Origin of the sequence: Acinetobacter sp. AS5 (genome assembly GCF_048957595.1) — a bacterium.
Classification (GTDB): domain Bacteria; phylum Pseudomonadota; class Gammaproteobacteria; order Pseudomonadales; family Moraxellaceae; genus Acinetobacter.
Genome location: NZ_JARDAL010000002.1, coordinates 144,746 through 163,382, shown reverse-complemented (window position 1 = coordinate 163,382; position 18,637 = coordinate 144,746). Strand labels below are relative to the sequence as shown.

Genomic DNA, 18,637 nt, shown 5'->3' with positions numbered 1-18,637 from the left:
TAATGGACTCAATTACTAGGCTATTTAATTGATATTTTTATATATTTTTTAGCTAAAAATGATCATTTTCATCTATTTTTTGAACAATCGTTAAAACTGCTGCCCTATGATAGAGCCTGATGTTAAACTATGGTTCAACATGCGCTATTATTGATCAAAATTTTAAGAATAAAGATGTTCAACCCCCAAATTCAATCTTGCTTAGGCTATTCTAAGGAATAGCACATCATGAAATAAATCTCATATTGCAGATAAAATTAATCCCCCAAAATTGGAGGATTAATTTTATAAATAAAAGCTAAAAAAACCAGTTTAAAACTTCGCGTTCAACACCTGAGCAGATACTTTAGTCTTCCACAACTCACGTAAAATCGGTAAATAGAATTTCTCACCGAGCTCAACCAGCTCTGCATCAATCAGAGCATGCATCTCATGCATAAACAGATAATCCAGTTCAACTGTAGTCAGTTTAGTCTGCTGCTTTTGATAGTCTTTGCGTTTCTGTTGGGCTTGTTTAACCAGACGATCCGCAAATGCTTTATCTTTAAACTGGGTAATCGCTTTCAAACGCAGTTCGATAATACCCCATCCGGTTAAGAACATCTGGAAGGTCTCAAAATCTTCGCTGGTCGATTCCCAAGACATTTCTTCCAGATTTTCATTATCCGGGAGTACAGGTAAAAGAAGTTCCATCACACTCGGGAAAATCTTTTTGAAATTCAAAATAAATTTAACAGGATGCTCACCTGGATAATCCTTGAATTGCACCTTTCTTTGAACATCTGTTAAATAAATATCAAGCATAAAACAATCATCAGTGGTTAATCTCATCTAGCACTATTGTACGCAACTCTGCCTGAGATAAAAACCACTGCTGACTATTCCATGATAAAACAGGCGGAAAGATTGAAAATAAAAGCGCTGCAGCCCTTATTTGGCATTCGGTGAGACCATCTGTTCAGGACGCACTACTTCATCAAACTGTTCAGCAGTGACTAAACCCAGTTCAACAGCCACCTGTTTTAAGGTTTTTCCTTCCTTATAGGCTGTTTTGGCAACCTTGGCTGCATTCTCATAACCAATCACCGGATTCAATGCTGTGACCAGCATTAAAGAATCATGCAGGAAATGTTCAATTTTCTCATGATTCGGCTCAATGCCTACGGCGCAATGATCATTAAAACTGTTACACGCATCGCCTAAAAGCTGGATGGATTGCAGCAGGTTATAGGCAATGACCGGCATAAACACATTCAGCTCAAAATTCCCTGATGCACCTGCCACGTTAATGGTGGTGTCATTGCCGAGAACTTGCGCCACGACCATGGTCATCGCTTCACTTTGCGTCGGGTTCACCTTACCCGGCATGATGCTAGAACCCGGTTCATTTTCAGGTATACGCAATTCACCAAAACCACAACGTGGCCCGCTGGCCAGCCAACGAATATCATTGGCAATCTTATTCAGACTAACCGCTAAAGTCTTTAATGCACCAGACGCGAATACCGCAGCATCACGGCCTGCCAACGCTTCAAATTTGTTTGGCGCAGTCACAAATGGCAATCCAGTTGACTGTCCCAGAACTTTAGCAGACTGAACAGCATAATCAGGATGAGCATTTAGACCGGTACCAACCGCTGTACCGCCTAATGGCAATTCATATAAGCCAACTAAGGCCTGTTCTAGACGAAGAAGTCCATGATCAAGTTGAGAGACATAACCGCTGAATTCCTGCCCCAAGGTTAAAGGCGTAGCATCTTGTAGGTGTGTCCGGCCAATTTTTACAATATCGGCAAAATCCTGAGATTTGGCATATAAAGTATCGCGTAAACGTGTGACAGCCGGAATTAACAGTTCATTGATCTGCAAACTCGCAGCCACATGAATCGCAGTCGGAAATGAATCATTGGTAGATTGGGCACGATTGACATGATCATTCGGATGAACCGGTTTTTGTGCCCCTAAATGATTGCCCAGTTTCTGGTTGGCAATATTGGCAATCACCTCATTACAGTTCATATTGCTTTGCGTACCTGAACCGGTTTGCCAGACCACCAGTGGAAATTGACTGTCCCATTTCCCGCTGATGACTTCATCTGCCGCATCTACAATGTAGCGTGACAGTTCTTGGGAAATCTGGTTCAGCTCGGCATTGGTCAAGGCCGCAGCTTTTTTGACGAGTCCCATGGCACGAATCATTGGACGTGGCAAACGCTCATTGCCAATTTTGAAATTTTGCAAGCTACGCTGAGTCTGAGCGCCCCATAAAGCCTCGCTCGGTACAGCCACTTCTCCCATCGTGTCATGTTCAATACGTGTTTGCATGTTCAACCTCAATTCTTCTTGCCTGTTACGGATCTTAGGAATTTCTATATCAATGATTTAATCTATTTATTTAAAGTAATCGATTACAACAACCATGTAAATGATAATTATTATCAAATATAAGCTAAATACTCTTACTTACTGCCCTCTGAGCATATTCTGATAAAACAACCATTCATCCTCAAGCATCTTTCTGAGTGAACGCTGAGGTTGCCAATGTAGGATATTTCGCACTTTTCCAATGTTCGCCCCCAATTGATCCATTTCCGCATGTGGGTATGGCAGAGCATCCATGGTTTTGATTGCAGACTGAGTCACTTCAGCCAGTTGATCTAGCAAATCCTGTATGGAAATCAATTCACCGGCAATATTAAAGGCTTCACATTTTAATTCCTGCTGTTGTGATAGCCATTGCAAGGACTTGATCACGGCATCACAACAGTCTGCGACATGCAGAAAACTGCGTTCTACTGTGCCATCCGCAGTATGGGCCTGACGGCGTAATTCCAGATATTCACGTTGCTGTGCAGCGACCTGCATCGCCAAAGGCAAAATATTTTTCGGTAAAGGTGGCACCGCTTCCCCCAGCACACCGTGTTCAAAGGCGCCGGCGATATTGGACAGACGTAGGATCGCAATCCGCCATTCATTATCAGTTTTGGCAGTATCCCGGATAATTTCCTCAACCATTTGTTGCGATTTGATATAGGGATTCGGATAAGTGAAGTTAAAAGGCAGATCTTCGCTTAAGTCTGCACCAGATTGTCCATATACCGCCAGACTGGATAAATGTACCAGATGACGCACGCCGGTACGCTGCATGGCACGCATGAGACTCATAATACAGCTAACATTATCATTATAATATTCAAGTGGTTTTAATACTGATTCTTCCAGTGATTTAAAACTTGCGGTATGCACCACAGCCTGAATCGAATGCTGCTCAAAGACTTTGTTCAATGCTGGCGTATTGCGAATATCAATTTTGATAAAAGGTACATACATACCAGAAATAAATTCGAGGCGCTCCAGAGTCTGTAAGTTAGCATTGGCCAAATTATCGACCACAATGACCTCTAGTCCTTGTGCTAACAGACTTAAAGCAATATGTGAGCCTAAAAATCCTAATCCACCCGTCACTAAAATCATTTATACTACCTACTTTCTGATGAAGCCAAGATCAATCTGTTGCTATTGATCAAGCCTGTAGTGAATTTCGATGAGCACCTTAATTCTTGTTACCTCCGCACCGACTTCCATTTATGCCTGGCATGCCCTGGGTTTGGCTCAGGCCTTGCAAGATAAACAGGAAGCATTCCGTGTATTCTTCTATCAGGACGGCGTATCGGTCGCAAATGCATTGCAATGGGTACCCGACGATCAACGTCATCTTACACATGCATGGCAAGCGCTACAGATTCGCCTCCCGGTCTGTGTAAGTGCAGCATTGGCACGTGGAATTACAGATCTGGACAATGCTCGACGTCACAATATTCAGCAGCATAATCTGGCAGATGCCTTTGAATTGGTCGGTTTAGGTGAACTTGCCGATGCTGTTCAGTCCTCACAACGTCTCATTCAATTCTAGATGTTTCATTTTTTAGAATGTGTTGCTTTTCCAAGGAATCTTGTGTGAAATCTGTACTTGTTATATTAACCCAAGCCAATCTGACCAGTCTGCAGGTGCATGAAAGCCTATCGGCTACCATGGTCCTGGCAACGTTTGGCGCAGAAGTTAAAGTCCTGCTACAAAGTGCTGCCCTCAGTTTGCTGCATTCAGACCTGCAATTTGACCAGGTGCATCATGCATTCAAACTGGCATCAAATATGGTCGACAGTTTCGAGTTTTATGATCTCACTCCGATTCTGATTGAGAAAAAAAACCAGCATTCCTCATTTGTGGCACAGAGCGAACAAGAAATCGAATTTATTGAGCTTAATTCTGAATTTATTCAAAGCTTTGATCATGTGATGTATTGGTAAGGAACAAGGATATAAAAATGTCAAATCACACACTTTATCTGATCCAATCCAGCTATTCGGCAACAGCGCAGATCCTAGAGCAACTGGCTCAAACTTATACAATGGGTGATCAGGTCGTGCTGATGGGTGAAGCGGTTTTGCTGCTAGAGCATTCATTTCTTCAAAGCTTGCCGAAAATTCACATACTGAAAAATGATGCGGAGTTATTAGTACAGCCTTTGCCTGATCAGATAAAGCTTTTGAATTATGCGGATTTTGCAGATCTTTGCCTCGAGTTTAATCGCTGCATTTCAATGAAATAATAAATGAGTTAGATATGAATTTAGAATTGGATCAAGATGGCCATCTGGTTGACTATACCATCTGGAATGAAGAAGTCGCTCAAGTGCTGGCCGATAGTCTGGAACTGAGCTTAACTCCTTGGCATTTTGAAATTCTGCAAGCGGTACGTCAGTTCTATCAGCAGTTTGGTCATTCACCAGCAACACGACCACTGATTAAATTTTTAATGAAAACTGTCAGTGCCGATATCAATAATGCCATGCTTCAAGAAAAGTTTAATACTGGTCTGGTGGCCCGTCACTTAAGCCGTTTGGCTGGTGTACCCAAGCCTGCAAATTGTTTATAAAGATACTTAGCTTTCTATAGTGTGTATTTAAAGGCCCAGATCATTTTTTGGGCTTTTTTTTATGAGAGCAATTTTCAGACTGAGAATAATGAAAGATACAGCTGGATCTAATTCGTCAAGTTCGAGTTTGTTCTAATACTCGCAACGCCCGATGCAATTCATGATCCATTTCAGGCAGAACTTTAATCAGAAACTCAATTTGTGCTTTCGCTTCGGCCTTGCTCACCAGTTGGGCCTCTACCAGTTTTTGCTGCTGACTGATCAACAAACTGACTTGTTGAGGATTTGGTCGTTGTCCCTCACTTAAAGCGTTAATGATCTGAGTAAAGTCCAGATATAACTGTTCTTGTTGCTTTGATAATTCGCTTTGCTTTGCAACCGTATCGTTCTGTTTCTTCTTCGTAGTTTGACTATTCTCAGGAGAGTTAACAGATATATAGCTTGCCGATTTTTCAACTGGCAGGACCGGATCAGAATGGGTCTGATCAGTAAAATTCGTCCGATAGATTTCTTGTCGTACCTGATAACCAATACCCACTAAAGTCCCAAACAAGAGCAATCCGATCATTACATAGAACAGAATTGTTTTATCATTCATTTTTATGTCCTCAGCTCAACAAAGACAACCTTTATCAAAAAGCTGTCTTTTTCACTAATCGACGATTGACTACGGCGTTGACCAGTCTGCTGGTGCATAACCAATCCGAACGCGTTGTGGATGATTTCCTACCGGTACACTCAGCACTTTATTGCCTGTGGCAAAATCAATCACTGTGACTACATCTGTTTCACTTTCTGAAATTACACAGCTACGACCATCCGGGCTTCGCGTTGCCCAATAAGGTTTATCTGCAGAAATCAGTTTCCCGGCTGTCAGTGTTTTGCGATCTACAATCGTAGCGTAGTTATCCATGGTACCGGCGACACAGAGCTTTTCACCATCAGCACTGATTGATAGGCCATGATGACGCGAATCATTCACCCATTTTGTCCGGTCTTTCGGAATACTGTCACTGCCAGGCAGCTGTCCGATCCGGCTAATCTTGTTCTGATTCAGATCGTACTCAATCAGCCCATTAAAAAATGAAACCTGGGCATACAGTTTGGTTTCATCCTTACTAAATACCATTGGTCGTACTGAGTTGGACAAATCTTTTCGACCAAATGCATCCAATGCAGGCCTGAAATCGATTTTTCTTACCACCTGATGCGTATTGGCATCTGCGATAGTGATAAAACGCTTACCTTTAGTAAAGTCTTGCCACTGTGCATCCATCGAGGTTTCAACATTGCCGATGGCAGAGTTCAGGATCTTGTTGCCGCCATCGAAGTAAATGTTTTCATGCGGTTTATCGCCAGTGCTGAAACGGCCTAACTCTTTACCGGTATGGATATCCAATACATGCACCACATTTCCTGAAGATGCAGATACGGCGACTCGTTGCCCATCTGGTGATACCGCCATATGGTCAGCACGGAAGCCTTCTACAGGCGTCCGCCAGTTAATCTTGCCGGTTTTGATATTAATTGATACCACATCGGCGAAACTTGGGCGTGATGCAACGACTGACTATCCATCTGGTGTCGAGTACATATCATCCACCAGCTGGTCATTGCCTTCACCGGCTGTGGCCTGAATATAAGTATAAGCAATCAGTTTGATTGGATTCAGGTGAATTTCTTTAAGGCGCTCTTTACGATCAGGAATCATGTTAATGACGCCAATTTTGCCAAAATCACCCGATGGACGAATCACGGTTACCGTGCCATCCCAATTATTTCCGACAAAGAAAACCTGCTGTGAATTGGCAGGTACAGCTGAAGGCGCAGAAGCGGCCTGTACACTTGGCAACGCAGATAGCATCGCCATCGCAGATAATGTCAGACAGAACCGTGGCCATTTTTTATTTTGAATTTTCATCCATTATGCTCTGCATAATAATTTATATTTTTGTTTTCATTCCTTGTTGTGTACACAGCCAGGCTGTGTTTAACTTATCTAATATACAAACGTATAAAATGATTTACTGTTATTTCCGACCAAAAAATATGCAGCTATTTTAAATTTATTACTTCAGGTTCTATGAATTTAGGTGATCATCGTACTTCGATCTTATGTATCCAGTACATCGACAAACTGTGCATTGAGCACATTGGCAAGATCAGCTGGTTTTATTCCGATATCCAAGCCTCTTTTACCGCCACTGACATAGATCGTATTCAACTGTTCTGCGCTGGCATCAATCACCGTTTTTAATCGTTTCTTTTGACCAATGGGACTGATTCCGCCGACCAGATAACCGGTCAAGCGTTCTGCATGTTTAGGATCTGCCATCTGGAGTTTTTTGCATCCTACGGCCTGCGCTACTTTTTTCAGATTTAACTGATGATGTACCGGCAATATGGCAACAAAATACTGTTTATCATCCGTGACTAATAAAGTTTTAAAGACTTCTTCCACCGAAAGCCCTAATTTTTCAGCAGCTTCTAACCCGAAACTTTTGGCATTGGCATCATGTTCATATTCATGAATGCTGTATTCGATTTTATTGGCTTTTAATAGTTTGCATGCAGGTGTCATAGAAAGTCTTGTTTGAGAGGAATCGCATGATTATATAAAGATTAGCTCAAGAAGTTAATTTAGATGCGGTGAGTTTAGAGAAATTTTGCTTTAAGCCCGTATTCCGCTTCAATCAGATCTATTTGGTTCAATCTTTACGCTCTTCAATACTTTTAAACTCTTCTGCAAAGATGATGACGAGCAAAATATCAACAAATGTATGTGTTTTTGCCACTATCTAAGCGTTAGGCGATTAATGGCTTCACTATGTAGAAGGCTTGAAGATGAACACATTCGTCATTTCATGCGTCTATAAATACGAGGCATATAAGTCGAGCGTTTTATCTTAAACCCGCTGAGATTTAACCTTTATCTCCGGAAGAAGAAATAGATTCTTGTACAGTGTCTGTCATGAATACTTGAATTGAAAATGATGTAATTAATTCCAATATATTGGAAGAATAGACCTAGGAAAATCCAAGTACAATAAGAGAAAATATCATTAACATATTGTCTTATCTTATATTTTTAAATTTTCATCAAGTTTTGAGAAACGGTCGATAGCTTATATATAAAGAGGATCATCAGCACAACTCTAAAGTCAGAATGTAAAGAGTTTTCTATGCTATAGAAGTCGAACATTGCAGTAAAATCAGCCAGACAACTCTTGTTCAAAACTAAAAATATCACTAAAAGGAAGAATTTAGCGTTAACATGAAGATACAGTTACATAAAGGATATTAACTGTTTTTGCCAATTGGGTTTACAATGAAAATAATCTGAATACCCAGCGAATTGTAATTTTTTAACATTGCCAAATCTCTGCAAAGTTTTCATTATAGCGCCACTGTTTGCTATATGCTTTCTACGTTAATTCAAAGAAATTATAAATAGTAATGTAGAAAATCATGCAATAATAAGCAGAGTTTGCAGACATCTTGCAAACAAACCCCGATACTTTTTAATTGGAGCATGCTGGATGAGTTCGACCATTTTGGTTATTCATGGACCGAATTTAAACTTGCTTGGGAAGCGCGAACCGGAAGTTTATGGTCACCTTAGTCTTGACGATATTAACCAGCAACTGATTACTCAGGCTCAAAAGGCCACATTACAACTCGAAACGTTCCAAAGCAACTGGGAAGGTGCCATTGTTGACCGAATTCATCAAGCTCAGCAAGACGGCGTTCAATATATCATTATTAATCCGGCAGCATTGACTCATACCTCTGTTGCGGTTCGCGATGCCCTTCTTGGCGTTGCCATTCCTTTCATTGAAGTCCATCTGTCTAATGTGCATGCACGTGAGGCATTCCGACATCATTCGTACTTGTCCGATAAAGCCATCGGCGTGATTTGTGGTCTAGGTGCAAAAGGCTATGCTGCTGCCCTCGACTATATCATTGAAAAAATACAACCTTCTACACAATCTTAATTAGGAATACTGTCTCATGGATATCCGTAAAATCAAGAAACTCATCGACTTGATGATTGAATCTGACTTACAGGCGATCGAAGTTAAAGAAGGCGATCAGTCGATTGCATTAACTCGTCGTAATCCAGTGGTTGCAGCAGCTGTTCCTGCTATGCCTGCACCAGCAGCCGAAGCGCCAGCAGCAAAATCTCCTCGTGGCGCAGTTGAAACTTCACCAATGGTCGGCGTGTTCTATGCAGCACCAAGCCCAGGTGAACCGACATTTGTTAAAGTTGGCCAGACCGTTTCTGCAGGCGATACGCTGGGTATTATCGAGGCAATGAAAATCATGAACCCGATTGAAGCTACTCAAAGCGGTGTGATTGAAGAAATTCTGGTGAAAAATGGTGAAGTGATTCAATTCGGTCAACCACTTTTCCGCTACCGCGCTTAATCACCCCGGGGATTTATAATGTTGCAAAAAGTTTTAATTGCAAACCGTGGTGAAATTGCGTTACGCATCACCCGTGCTTGCAGAACTTTAGGGATCAAAACTGTAGGTGTCTATTCTGACGCAGACAAGGACCTGATGCACTTACGTTTCTGTGATGAAGCAGTATGTATCGGCCCTGGTGCGAGCAGTGACAGCTACTTGAATATTCCTGCGATTATTACAGCTGCTGAAATTACCGGCGCAGATGCAATCCATCCTGGTTATGGATTCCTCGCTGAAAATGCAGAATTTGCAGAAATCGTAGAAAATTCTGGTTTTATCTTTATTGGTCCGCGTCCGGAACATATTCGTTTAATGGGAAACAAGGTTTCTGCCATTATTGCCATGAAAAAAGCTGGTGTACCAACAGTACCGGGCTGCGACCATGCCGTAACGATTCACAATGCCATGGCTGAAGCCAAAGAGATCGGTTTTCCACTGATTGTAAAAGCTGCTTCTGGCGGTGGTGGTCGTGGTATGCGTATCGTAGAAAATGTCGATACCCTGCTGGAATCTGTTCAGGCTGCACAGCGTGATGCAGAAATGTGGTTCGGTGATGATACGGTCTATATGGAACGTTTTCTGCAAAAGCCACGTCACGTCGAAGTGCAAGTACTTGCTGATGGTAATGGTCATGCGATTCATCTGTATGATCGTGACTGTTCACTACAGCGTCGCCATCAAAAAGTACTGGAAGAAGCACCAGCACCGAACTTACCAGAGCAAGCACGTGCTGATATTCTAGAAGCCTGTGTCAATGCCTGTAAATTGATGCAATATCGTGGTGCAGGTACATTCGAATTCCTGTTTGAAGATGATGAGTTCTTCTTCATTGAAATGAATACGCGTGTTCAGGTTGAGCATCCGGTAACTGAAATGGTCACGGGTATCGATATTATCGAACAGCAATTGCGTATTGCTGGCGGCTTAGGTCTGGATATTCAGCAAGAAGATGTCAAGGTTTTAGGACATGCGATTGAATGCCGTATTAACGCAGAAGATCCATCAACCTTCTTGCCTTCACCCGGCAAGATTGAGAGCTTCTATGCACCAGGCGGCGCAGGTATCCGCTTAGACTCGCACATCTACCCAGGCTATAGCATTCCGCCGTATTATGACTCGATGATTGCCAAACTGATTTCGCATGGTAAGGATCGTGAGACGTCTATTTCTCGAATGAGAAATGCTTTGGAAGAAATGATTTTGACTGGCGTTAAAACCAATATTCCTTTGCATAAAGATTTAATCCTTCAGGATAAAAACTTCTGCAAACAGGCAATGGATATTCATTACCTAGAGAAGCATTTGTTAAAGCAGCTTGAAGGTGCTGAAGACAAAGCTTAAATCAAAGCTCATAAAAAAAACCGCTGTCATTCAGCGGTTTTTTTATTGTTTGCAATTTAAGGCAATACGCGTCTGAGCACAGCAAAACATTGTTCGGCTTTTTCATTGGCGCAGAAGTTAATGGTATAAGGGTTTTGCCATTTCACAAAATATTGCGAAATTTCACCAGACTGATCCACCTGATTGCCTGAACAGTCTTTTTCATTATTGTCATATTTTACTTGCAGAATCAGCGCTGGAATCTGCTGCGAAGGATCCTGTGCCGGCTGATAGTCATATAGCCCCGACGTCCACTCATCGCCACTTTTAATCACCACATTATTATTGCCTTTAAAATTATAATATTCGATACATTTTTTATTATTCGGGATTTCCATTCCCCACAATCCGACAATTTCCGGACGGGTTTTCACAGTAAATGTATTTGGGATTTCAGCAGCTTTAGCAGGAGCATTCGCTGGTTTTTTATTTTCTGTCGCCATTAGCCAAGGTGAGCTCATGAGTAAGATAAGGCTAAGACATATTTTTTTCATATTTACCGACATCTTGTTAACAATTGATTCTAAATTATCATATTTTTTGGGATCGTGTCCCGCTCTAACGCAATTTCAATACAGAGTCAGAAATTATTTATCACATTGTTTAAAAACATGGATTTCCTTTCTGACTTTTTTTGTATATATTTCGTATATAAGAATCTTAATAGTTCGCATTAATAACAGATTAATCAAACAATAAAATTATATTTTGGGTCAAACTTAGTTGCTGAACAAAGTGATCATTCACACTTAAAAATTTGAATAGGATTTTAAATTTGCAATTAGCTCGAATAACAGAACAACAATTAAATCATGAAACCTATGCTTATTTTGTCATTGTTTTCGCTGTTTTAGTCTGTTGTTTTATTGGGATCGCAACCAGACCAATTGAGTATCTGGCCTTATTGTGGCCGGCCAATGCTGCCTTGTTAGCCCTGTTCTTACGCTTTCCACATTTAAATAATATGGGAGGTTGGCTTGGTGCATTCAGCGCTTTTATGTTTGCAGATCTGATCACCGGGAACAGCCTATTACAAAGCCTGTTTCTTACCTTGTCTAATCTGATCAGCACTATTGTCTCGATATTTTTTATTCGATATTTCAAGATTAATTACAAATACTATAATACTGGTTATACATTCGTTCATTTATTTGGCATCTTCGCTTTTGCAGGCTGTCTGGCCAGTGCGGCTTTTGCAGTTCTCACCTTGCCAAATCTACCCAATTCATTCATGACCAAAGAGAATTTATGGATTGATTTTGGTCTGTGGTGGACCGGTGAAATGGTGAATTATATTGTGTTTCTCCCTTTAATCTTGGCATTCCCAAGAATAAAAGACATGCAGTATCTATTTAAAAACCGTCGTCAAAAACGTAATTACTTCAGCTATTTTTTACCTGCATCTTCAGTCGTGGCCTGTGTCATCATTACCAATATTTTTGCAGGCCCCGGCGCAATGCTCTACCCTCTGGCTGCACTGATCTGGGCTGCGTTGACCTATCGCCTGTTTAGCATGACACTGATTAATGCGTTTGTGACTATTTTAACCTATTACAGCCTGACGCGGTTTTATGCCACAACGCATGACACCTTGGCAGATTCTACGATTTATATTTCGCTCCGGATCGGGCTGTTTATGCTGGCCTTATCGCCGCTTATTCTTTGTATTATTAGTCAAAACCGCAATGAGCTGTTTAAACGGGTCTTGTATCTGGCCAATCACGACAGTCTGACCCGCACCATGAACCGTCATTTTTTCTTTCAGAAAGGTGAATATTTACTGCAATATGCCAACAGAATGGAATTTTCGGTCATCATGCTGGATATTGATCATTTCAAACGTCTGAACGATGATTTTGGCCATCATGTCGGTGACAAGGTGCTGCAACATTTTGCGGAAATCATTCGCTGCAATTTACGTGCTGAAGATCTGTTTGCACGAATTGGTGGGGAAGAATTTGTGCTGTTACTCTGGAATACCGAACCATCAGAAGCACGTCTTATTGCAGAACGGATTCGTGATCTGGTGGAAAAAACCCCTATTTATCAATCAGATGGCTCGCCCCTGTATATTACCGTGAGTGTGGGCATCACTCATCAAAATGAACCGCAGGCCCAAGACCTGCAAAACCTGATCAATATTGCAGATCAAGCCTTGTATCAGGCCAAACATCGTGGGCGAAATCAGGTGGTGCTTGCATCTTGAGCCTAAATGATCTACAACCTTGAAGCAGCAACACTAGGGAATGGCAATGAAATTTGAAGAATATCTGCAATATGACGGTTTAGGACTGGCTGATCTGGTCGCCAATAAACAAGTACATTCAAGTGAACTTTTATCTGCTGCACTAGAGCGTAGCTCAATTGCCAATCCCGAGCTAAATGCAATTATTATTCCGATGCATGAGCATGCATTGAAACGGAGCCAGCAAAATCTGTCCGGACCTTTTGCCGGTGTGCCTTTTCTGGTTAAAGACCTGTTTCAGGAATATGCCGGTTATCCAACTTCTTATGGTTGTCAGGGCTTAAAACGGATTGGTTATATCGCCGAGACCAATGCCGAGATTGTCAATCGCTGGGAAAAAGCCGGGATTGTGACTTTTGGACGTACCAATACTCCTGAATTTGGGATTAAAGGTATTACTGAACCAGATGCTTGGGGCAGCTGTAAAAATCCGTGGAATTTACAGCATAATAGCGGCGGCTCGTCCGGTGGTTCCGCTTCTGCCGTGGCTGCCGGAATTGTACCAATTGCGGGTGCTGGTGATGGTGGCGGCTCGATACGTATCCCCGCTTCCTATTGCGGCCTGTTTGGCCTGAAACCGAGTCGTGGCCGCACGCCTTGGGGACCACAAATGAGTGAAGCCATGCATGGCGCCGCGATTCAGCATGTACTGACCAAAACGGTACGGGATAGTGCTGCAATGCTGGATGCCACCCATGGTGAAGATCATAGTTCACTGTTTAAGATTCAGCGTCCACAGCATCATTATCTGGATGTGATTCAGCAACCGCCAAAAAAACTGAAAATTGCGTTTAGCACTTATTCTACGATTGGCACACCTGTTTCGCAGGATGCCATTAAAGCCATTGAACAAACAGCCAAATTGCTAGAATCTTTGGGCCATGAAGTGGTCGAAGACCGTCCAGCCATTGATGGCATGCAACTGGCCAAGGATTTTATTACCACCTGGTTTAGCCAGTTTTCATTTATGCTGGATGAAATCCAGAAAGGCTATCCGTCCAAATCGAATGATTTTGAACTGGACTCTTTAGCGCTGGCGGCTTTTGGGGCCAAAACCAGCGCGATTGATTATATCCAGAACCTGAATAACTGGGGCCAGTACGTGACCCAGATGAATCATTTCTTTGATAATTATGATCTGTACCTGACGCCTGCAACGGCGACAGTGGCGCCAAAAAATGGTGAGGTCAAAACACCAAACTGGCAGAAACCGATTCTTAAAGCTTTATTGAAACTAAATAAAGCACATTTGCTGGCGCAAGGTAAACTGGTCGACCAGATTGTGAAAGAAAATCTAAAATGGGTGCCTTTTACCCAGTTGGCCAATATTACCGGACTCCCAGCGATGTCTGTACCACTGTACTGGAATGAACAAAACCTGCCGCTCGGTTCACAGTTTATTGCGCCGTTTGCCCGTGAGGATCTGCTATTACAACTGGCAGCCCAATTGGAACAGGCACAACCGTGGTTTGGGCAATACGCCAAAATCCGTATTTAATACTGAGATGATATTTTCAAGCCTGTTTTTGCAGTTCGACTTTATTTGGCAATCCGAAAATCAGTAACAAGCCAAGCAAAGTCGATACTGCAGCAGCGATAAAAATAGATGTGCCGCCGACTTGATCCCAATAATGCCCAGCCAGAATACTGCCACTCGCCACGCCAACGCCCCACATCGTGCTATATAGCGCTTGTCCACGTCCTTGCTGCCCTGCAGAAAAATTCTGGAAAATCACTCGCATCGCAATCATATGAAATAAACCAAAACTTAAAGCGTGAATCGTTTGAGCAAAAAACTGTGCCATAAATGAAGCAGGAAAGACTCCGACGATGAACCATCTTAATCCTGTCATTAACAAGCATAGCGTGACCAGATGACGCCATGACCACCGTGTCAGAAAGAACGTCGCATAGGCAAACATGATTATTTCCGCAATGACCCCGACTGACCAGAGCAGCCCGATCTGACTGGTGCTAAATCCCGCCTGACTGAGATAATTGCTATAAAAACTATAAAATGGCGCGTGTGAAAATAGCAGAATCAATTCAATCAGGAAAAAGCTATACACCACTGGGCGTTTGAATATTGGCCATAAGGGTTCGAGCTGTTTCTGTGCGGTAGGTGCTGTCGTGGGCTCTTTAATGATAAATGACCAGAGAAAGGCCAGAAATGAAATACACAGCAACAAGACGGGTAACATACTGATGCTAATAATTTCAAAGACGGTGCCCAAGCAGAATACACCGATAATAAAGCCGACTGATCCCCATTTTCGTACTTTGCCATAGAGTTCTGCTCTTTTTTCCCCGAGCCAGAATAAAGTCACGCCTTCAAACTGAGCCAGAATAGCATTCTGAAAGAAACTGAAAATCAGCATCAATAAAGCTACAGATTGAAAGCTATTGGGAATGATAAAAATCATGAACCAGATACAGGCTTCCATCCAGGTGGCAATACGCACCAGCAGCATGCGTTTACCGGATTTGTCTGCAATCCACCCCCAGATCAACGGCGCAAAGAATCGGGTAACAATCGCAATAGAAGATAAAATGCCGATTTCCTGATAATTGAAGCCTTGATCTTCAAGATACAGACTCCAAAAAGGCATGAACGCCCCGACAATCGCATAGTAAAAAAAGTAAAATCCACTGAGTCTATGCTGGATTGCTAGAACTGGCATTGATTTATATATCCTAATATTTTCAAAATGTTAAACTCAATCAATTTCTATAGCACTGTATTCGACAACTCTTGATTTTGCTACGAGCATCTCGTATTAGTCTAAAAATAAATTTACATAAGTTTATGAATAAATTTTACTAAAGCAAAAAACCCTTTGCTGAGTTAAATCAAAGTAAGAACATAAATCGGCTTCTATATTGAGCACACGATAAAGGGCGGAAACGTTTTTAGGAAGGAGTTGGATGAACTTTAAATCTGAAGATCAATAATTACACAGACATTACAATTATTTTATGGCTAAAGTATGTCCAAAGAATTTTCAGATCATAGGCTAAAAAATTAAAACGAACTCTAGCTTTATAGCAAGGAGAAAATCAATGCCTAACTTTATAAGACCTCTATACTCGGGTCTAGTCTTCCTCCCTCTAATGGTAATAAGTATTTGTAGTGCTGCATATGCTAACGCTTCCCCTATAACCTCTAACTCTCCAAAAGATAATCTTCATCCCCATATAGATCATTATTTAAGTGAAAGTCTTTATCCTGATGAAGCAAACATAACTGAAAAAATCGCAGATATAATTGAGATATCTATTCGGAAAGAGTATTCCACAGGTATCGCGCTACGTGATGCCCATCCCAAAGCACACGGTTGCGTACGCGCAGAATTCAAAGTAGATGAAGCTCTTCCCAAAAACTTGGCTCAAGGTGTTTTTCTTCCGGGAAAAACATATCAAGCCTGGATTCGTTTCTCTAATGGGTCTAAAAATGCCCAACAAGCAGATATTAAAAAAGATGCCCGTGGTATGGCGATAAAACTTTTGGGAGTACCGGGAGAAAAGCTTTTAGATGATGAAACCTCTACTCAAGATTTCATTATGATCAATCATCCTGTCTTTTTTGTGAATGATCCAGTTCGATATATGTCATTTATGCAAGATATAAATAGCGATAGATTTTTTAATAAACTGCATATTCCTTTTGCATTAGGAGCTAAAGGAACCTGGATTGCCTTAAATACGAGAAATAAAATTTCTAATCCTTTGCAAACTAGATATTGGTCTATGGTGCCCTATCAATTAGGAATAGGCACTGATCGTCAAGCTATAAAGTATTCAGCTCAAGCATGTTCGACAGTGACAGATCCTCTTCCACATGCTCCGCATCATAATTTTCTAAGAGAAAAATTGCGCAAACATTTGCAAAAAAGTGAAGCATGTATGGAGTTTCTGATACAGCCTAGAACATCAAACACCATGTCAGTCGAAGATTCCATGACTGAATGGCAAGAAAGTGAGGCGCCTTTTTACAAGGTCGCAACTATCCGCATTCCTCAGCAAGTTTTTGATACACCTGAACAAAACAAGTTTTGTGAAAATCTCTCTTTTACACCATGGCATACACTACCGGAGCACAAACCTCTGGGAGTAATAAACCGAATGCGAAAAGTGATTTATGATCGTATTAGTGAGGTTAGACATGATATGAATTCTACTCACAGATCAGAACCACATTAAAATATAAGTGCTTATATGAAGTTATTAGCTAAACTAAAATAACCTGTTGTACTGCTCATTCGCCTTAACTTAAAAGCTTTAGTTTACAAACTCTGTGCAGAGTTAATTTAGAAACATAAATAAAGCTGCTACATTAAAAATGACATTATAAAAAGGAAAATGGTTTCAGCGATGAAAATTAAATCTCCTATTATTAAATTAATCATGAGCTGTTTATGTTTAGGTTCAACATATGCAATAGCATCTCCTCCACTTCCCGATAGCAGCAAAATCCAAGCATCCAATATTTCGGAAAAAATACCGGGTACAATATTATCTATACAAGAACAAAATACTGATCTGTTTACGAATGCCTCACAACGTTTCTTAATTAATTATCGCAGTCGTGGCACAAAATCCGAACCCATTGTCACTTCAGGCTATATCCTGTTACCTAAAGGCAAATTCCCTAAAGATGGCTGGCCTGTTCTGGCTTGGGCGCATGGTACAACTGGCGTTGCTGATACATGTGCACCCTCTGGGGATTATGTGGGCGGGCCAGTCCATGTCTATCAGCAAATCGCTGCTAAAGCATTGAATGCCTGGCTCGCTCGCGGCTATGCAGTCATTGCACCTGATTATCAAGGTTTAGGCACTCCGGGCGGTCATCCTTATATGAATGCGCGAAGCCAGTTACATACTGTCGTGGATGCTGTACGAGCGATCCACCATTTAAAGCCTTATAGCTTTAGTAAAAATTGGTATGTTATGGGTCATAGTCAAGGAGGTGCAGCATCTCTTAAAATTGCTGCGGCCGGTCAAAAAGATGCACCTGAATTTGATCTTCGCGGGGCAATTGCACTAGCACCGGGCGGTTACCAATATGAAGGAATCGCTGAATATGTTGCCAGCAATTCGCAAATCACGACTGATGTCGCCGCATTTTTTCCAATTGTGCTTTTAGGAGCAGAAGCTGCAGACCCGATGCTTGCTCCAGCAAATTTAGTTAGCCCAGAAATGGAAGAAATTCTTAATCATGCACGCAGTCGCTGTTTGTCAGAATTACAATCTGACCTAAAACAAGCACCTAAGACTGTCTTTAAATCAAATATAAATCTGGCACCTTTGACAAATTATTTAAAAGAACAGTCTATTGAGAATATGACACCGACTGTGCCGGTTCTGCTGGTACAAGGTGAGAAAGATCAACTGGTCGATGATCGTGGTACTTATGCTTACTATCAGCAGGTATGTACGAAGCAGAAATCTATCGCCTTCCATCTAGTCAAAAATGGAGATCATCGTGATTCCTTAAGACAGAGTGAATTTCTAATTGGAAACTTTATCCATTCAGTTGAACAAGGGAAAGCTTTGAACACCTGCCCTACAAAATAACCCGGTGAGCTTTTGTATTTAATCATTAAAAA

General features: G+C 41.5%; 18 protein-coding genes and 1 pseudogene. 11 read left to right on the top strand and 8 right to left on the bottom strand.

The window, feature by feature from the left end; all coding sequences use genetic code 11:
* Positions 1-312 precede the first annotated feature (312 nt).
* The 3 genes from PV763_RS01845 to PV763_RS01835 all read right to left on the bottom strand — a co-directional run bounded on the left by PV763_RS01845 (position 313) and on the right by PV763_RS01835 (position 3,474).
* Complete coding sequence (locus tag PV763_RS01845) at positions 313-804, bottom strand: hypothetical protein (protein ID WP_253101335.1); 492 nt, start codon at positions 802-804, stop codon at positions 313-315.
* Between the two features lie 126 nt (positions 805-930).
* Entirely contained in the window at positions 931-2,325 is a 1,395-nt protein-coding gene (fumC, locus tag PV763_RS01840; protein WP_420937263.1) for a class II fumarate hydratase, read from the bottom strand.
* A 138-nt stretch (positions 2,326-2,463) separates the two neighbouring features.
* Positions 2,464-3,474 (bottom strand): NAD-dependent epimerase/dehydratase family protein, encoded by a 1,011-nt coding sequence (locus PV763_RS01835; RefSeq protein WP_005107032.1) that lies wholly within the window; start codon positions 3,472-3,474, stop codon positions 2,464-2,466.
* A 70-nt stretch (positions 3,475-3,544) separates the two neighbouring features.
* On the opposite strand from PV763_RS01835, the gene tusD reads away from it, so the two are divergent.
* From tusD to PV763_RS01815, 4 genes are read left to right on the top strand one after another with little or no spacing between them, the layout of a single operon-like run.
* A complete protein-coding gene (gene tusD / locus PV763_RS01830; protein WP_004280211.1) occupies positions 3,545-3,913 on the top strand; it encodes a sulfurtransferase complex subunit TusD in 369 nt (122 codons plus the stop codon).
* A gap of 44 nt (positions 3,914-3,957) precedes the next feature.
* Positions 3,958-4,308, top strand: coding sequence for a hypothetical protein (locus tag PV763_RS01825; RefSeq protein ID WP_004280210.1), 351 nt, complete (start codon positions 3,958-3,960; stop codon positions 4,306-4,308).
* 17 nt (positions 4,309-4,325) lie between these two features.
* Entirely contained in the window at positions 4,326-4,610 is a 285-nt protein-coding gene (locus PV763_RS01820; protein ID WP_004646886.1) for a DsrH/TusB family sulfur metabolism protein, read from the top strand.
* Between the two features lie 14 nt (positions 4,611-4,624).
* Positions 4,625-4,936, top strand: a complete 312-nt coding sequence (locus PV763_RS01815) for a TusE/DsrC/DsvC family sulfur relay protein (RefSeq protein ID WP_004280207.1) — start codon at positions 4,625-4,627, stop codon at positions 4,934-4,936.
* A 115-nt stretch (positions 4,937-5,051) separates the two neighbouring features.
* Here the strand turns inward: PV763_RS01815 and PV763_RS01810 are convergent, their stop codons facing one another.
* The 3 genes and pseudogenes from PV763_RS01810 to ybaK form a co-directional block, all read right to left on the bottom strand.
* Complete coding sequence (locus PV763_RS01810) at positions 5,052-5,534, bottom strand: hypothetical protein (protein WP_004280206.1); 483 nt, start codon at positions 5,532-5,534, stop codon at positions 5,052-5,054.
* A gap of 69 nt (positions 5,535-5,603) precedes the next feature.
* Positions 5,604-6,857, bottom strand: a pseudogene (locus tag PV763_RS01805) (YncE family protein).
* A gap of 192 nt (positions 6,858-7,049) precedes the next feature.
* A complete protein-coding gene (gene ybaK, locus PV763_RS01800; RefSeq protein ID WP_420937262.1) occupies positions 7,050-7,517 on the bottom strand; it encodes a Cys-tRNA(Pro) deacylase in 468 nt (155 codons plus the stop codon).
* 958 nt (positions 7,518-8,475) lie between these two features.
* Between ybaK and aroQ the strand changes: the two genes are divergently transcribed.
* From aroQ to accC, 3 genes are read left to right on the top strand one after another with little or no spacing between them, the layout of a single operon-like run.
* The gene (gene aroQ, locus PV763_RS01795) at positions 8,476-8,931 is read left to right on the top strand and encodes a type II 3-dehydroquinate dehydratase (RefSeq protein WP_004280201.1); all 456 of its coding nucleotides are present in this window, start codon (positions 8,476-8,478) and stop codon (positions 8,929-8,931) included.
* Positions 8,932-8,947: 16 nt separating this feature from the next.
* Complete coding sequence (gene accB, locus PV763_RS01790) at positions 8,948-9,364, top strand: acetyl-CoA carboxylase biotin carboxyl carrier protein (protein ID WP_005107117.1); 417 nt, start codon at positions 8,948-8,950, stop codon at positions 9,362-9,364.
* 18 nt (positions 9,365-9,382) lie between these two features.
* A complete protein-coding gene (gene accC, locus PV763_RS01785) occupies positions 9,383-10,747 on the top strand; it encodes an acetyl-CoA carboxylase biotin carboxylase subunit (RefSeq protein WP_004280198.1) in 1,365 nt (454 codons plus the stop codon).
* Between the two features lie 56 nt (positions 10,748-10,803).
* Here accC and PV763_RS01780 read toward each other — a convergent pair whose 3' ends face one another.
* Positions 10,804-11,247, bottom strand: coding sequence for a hypothetical protein (locus tag PV763_RS01780; RefSeq protein WP_005100815.1), 444 nt, complete (start codon positions 11,245-11,247; stop codon positions 10,804-10,806).
* A gap of 314 nt (positions 11,248-11,561) precedes the next feature.
* Here PV763_RS01780 and PV763_RS01775 point away from each other — a divergent pair, with 314 nt between their 5' ends.
* On the top strand, positions 11,562-12,992 hold the full coding sequence (locus tag PV763_RS01775; RefSeq protein WP_253114340.1) for a sensor domain-containing diguanylate cyclase: 1,431 nt from the start codon (positions 11,562-11,564) through the stop codon (positions 12,990-12,992).
* A gap of 46 nt (positions 12,993-13,038) precedes the next feature.
* Positions 13,039-14,529: an amidase gene (locus tag PV763_RS01770; protein WP_005266474.1), complete on the top strand. Its 1,491-nt coding sequence runs from the start codon at positions 13,039-13,041 to the stop codon at positions 14,527-14,529.
* 16 nt (positions 14,530-14,545) lie between these two features.
* Here the strand turns inward: PV763_RS01770 and PV763_RS01765 are convergent, their stop codons facing one another.
* Positions 14,546-15,712 (bottom strand): MFS transporter, encoded by a 1,167-nt coding sequence (locus PV763_RS01765; RefSeq protein WP_420937261.1) that lies wholly within the window; start codon positions 15,710-15,712, stop codon positions 14,546-14,548.
* Positions 15,713-16,091: 379 nt separating this feature from the next.
* Here PV763_RS01765 and PV763_RS01760 point away from each other — a divergent pair, with 379 nt between their 5' ends.
* The gene (locus PV763_RS01760; RefSeq protein WP_243475497.1) at positions 16,092-17,231 is read left to right on the top strand and encodes a catalase family protein; all 1,140 of its coding nucleotides are present in this window, start codon (positions 16,092-16,094) and stop codon (positions 17,229-17,231) included.
* Positions 17,232-17,390: 159 nt separating this feature from the next.
* Complete coding sequence (locus PV763_RS01755; RefSeq protein WP_420937260.1) at positions 17,391-18,605, top strand: alpha/beta fold hydrolase; 1,215 nt, start codon at positions 17,391-17,393, stop codon at positions 18,603-18,605.
* Positions 18,606-18,637: the final 32 nt, after the last annotated feature.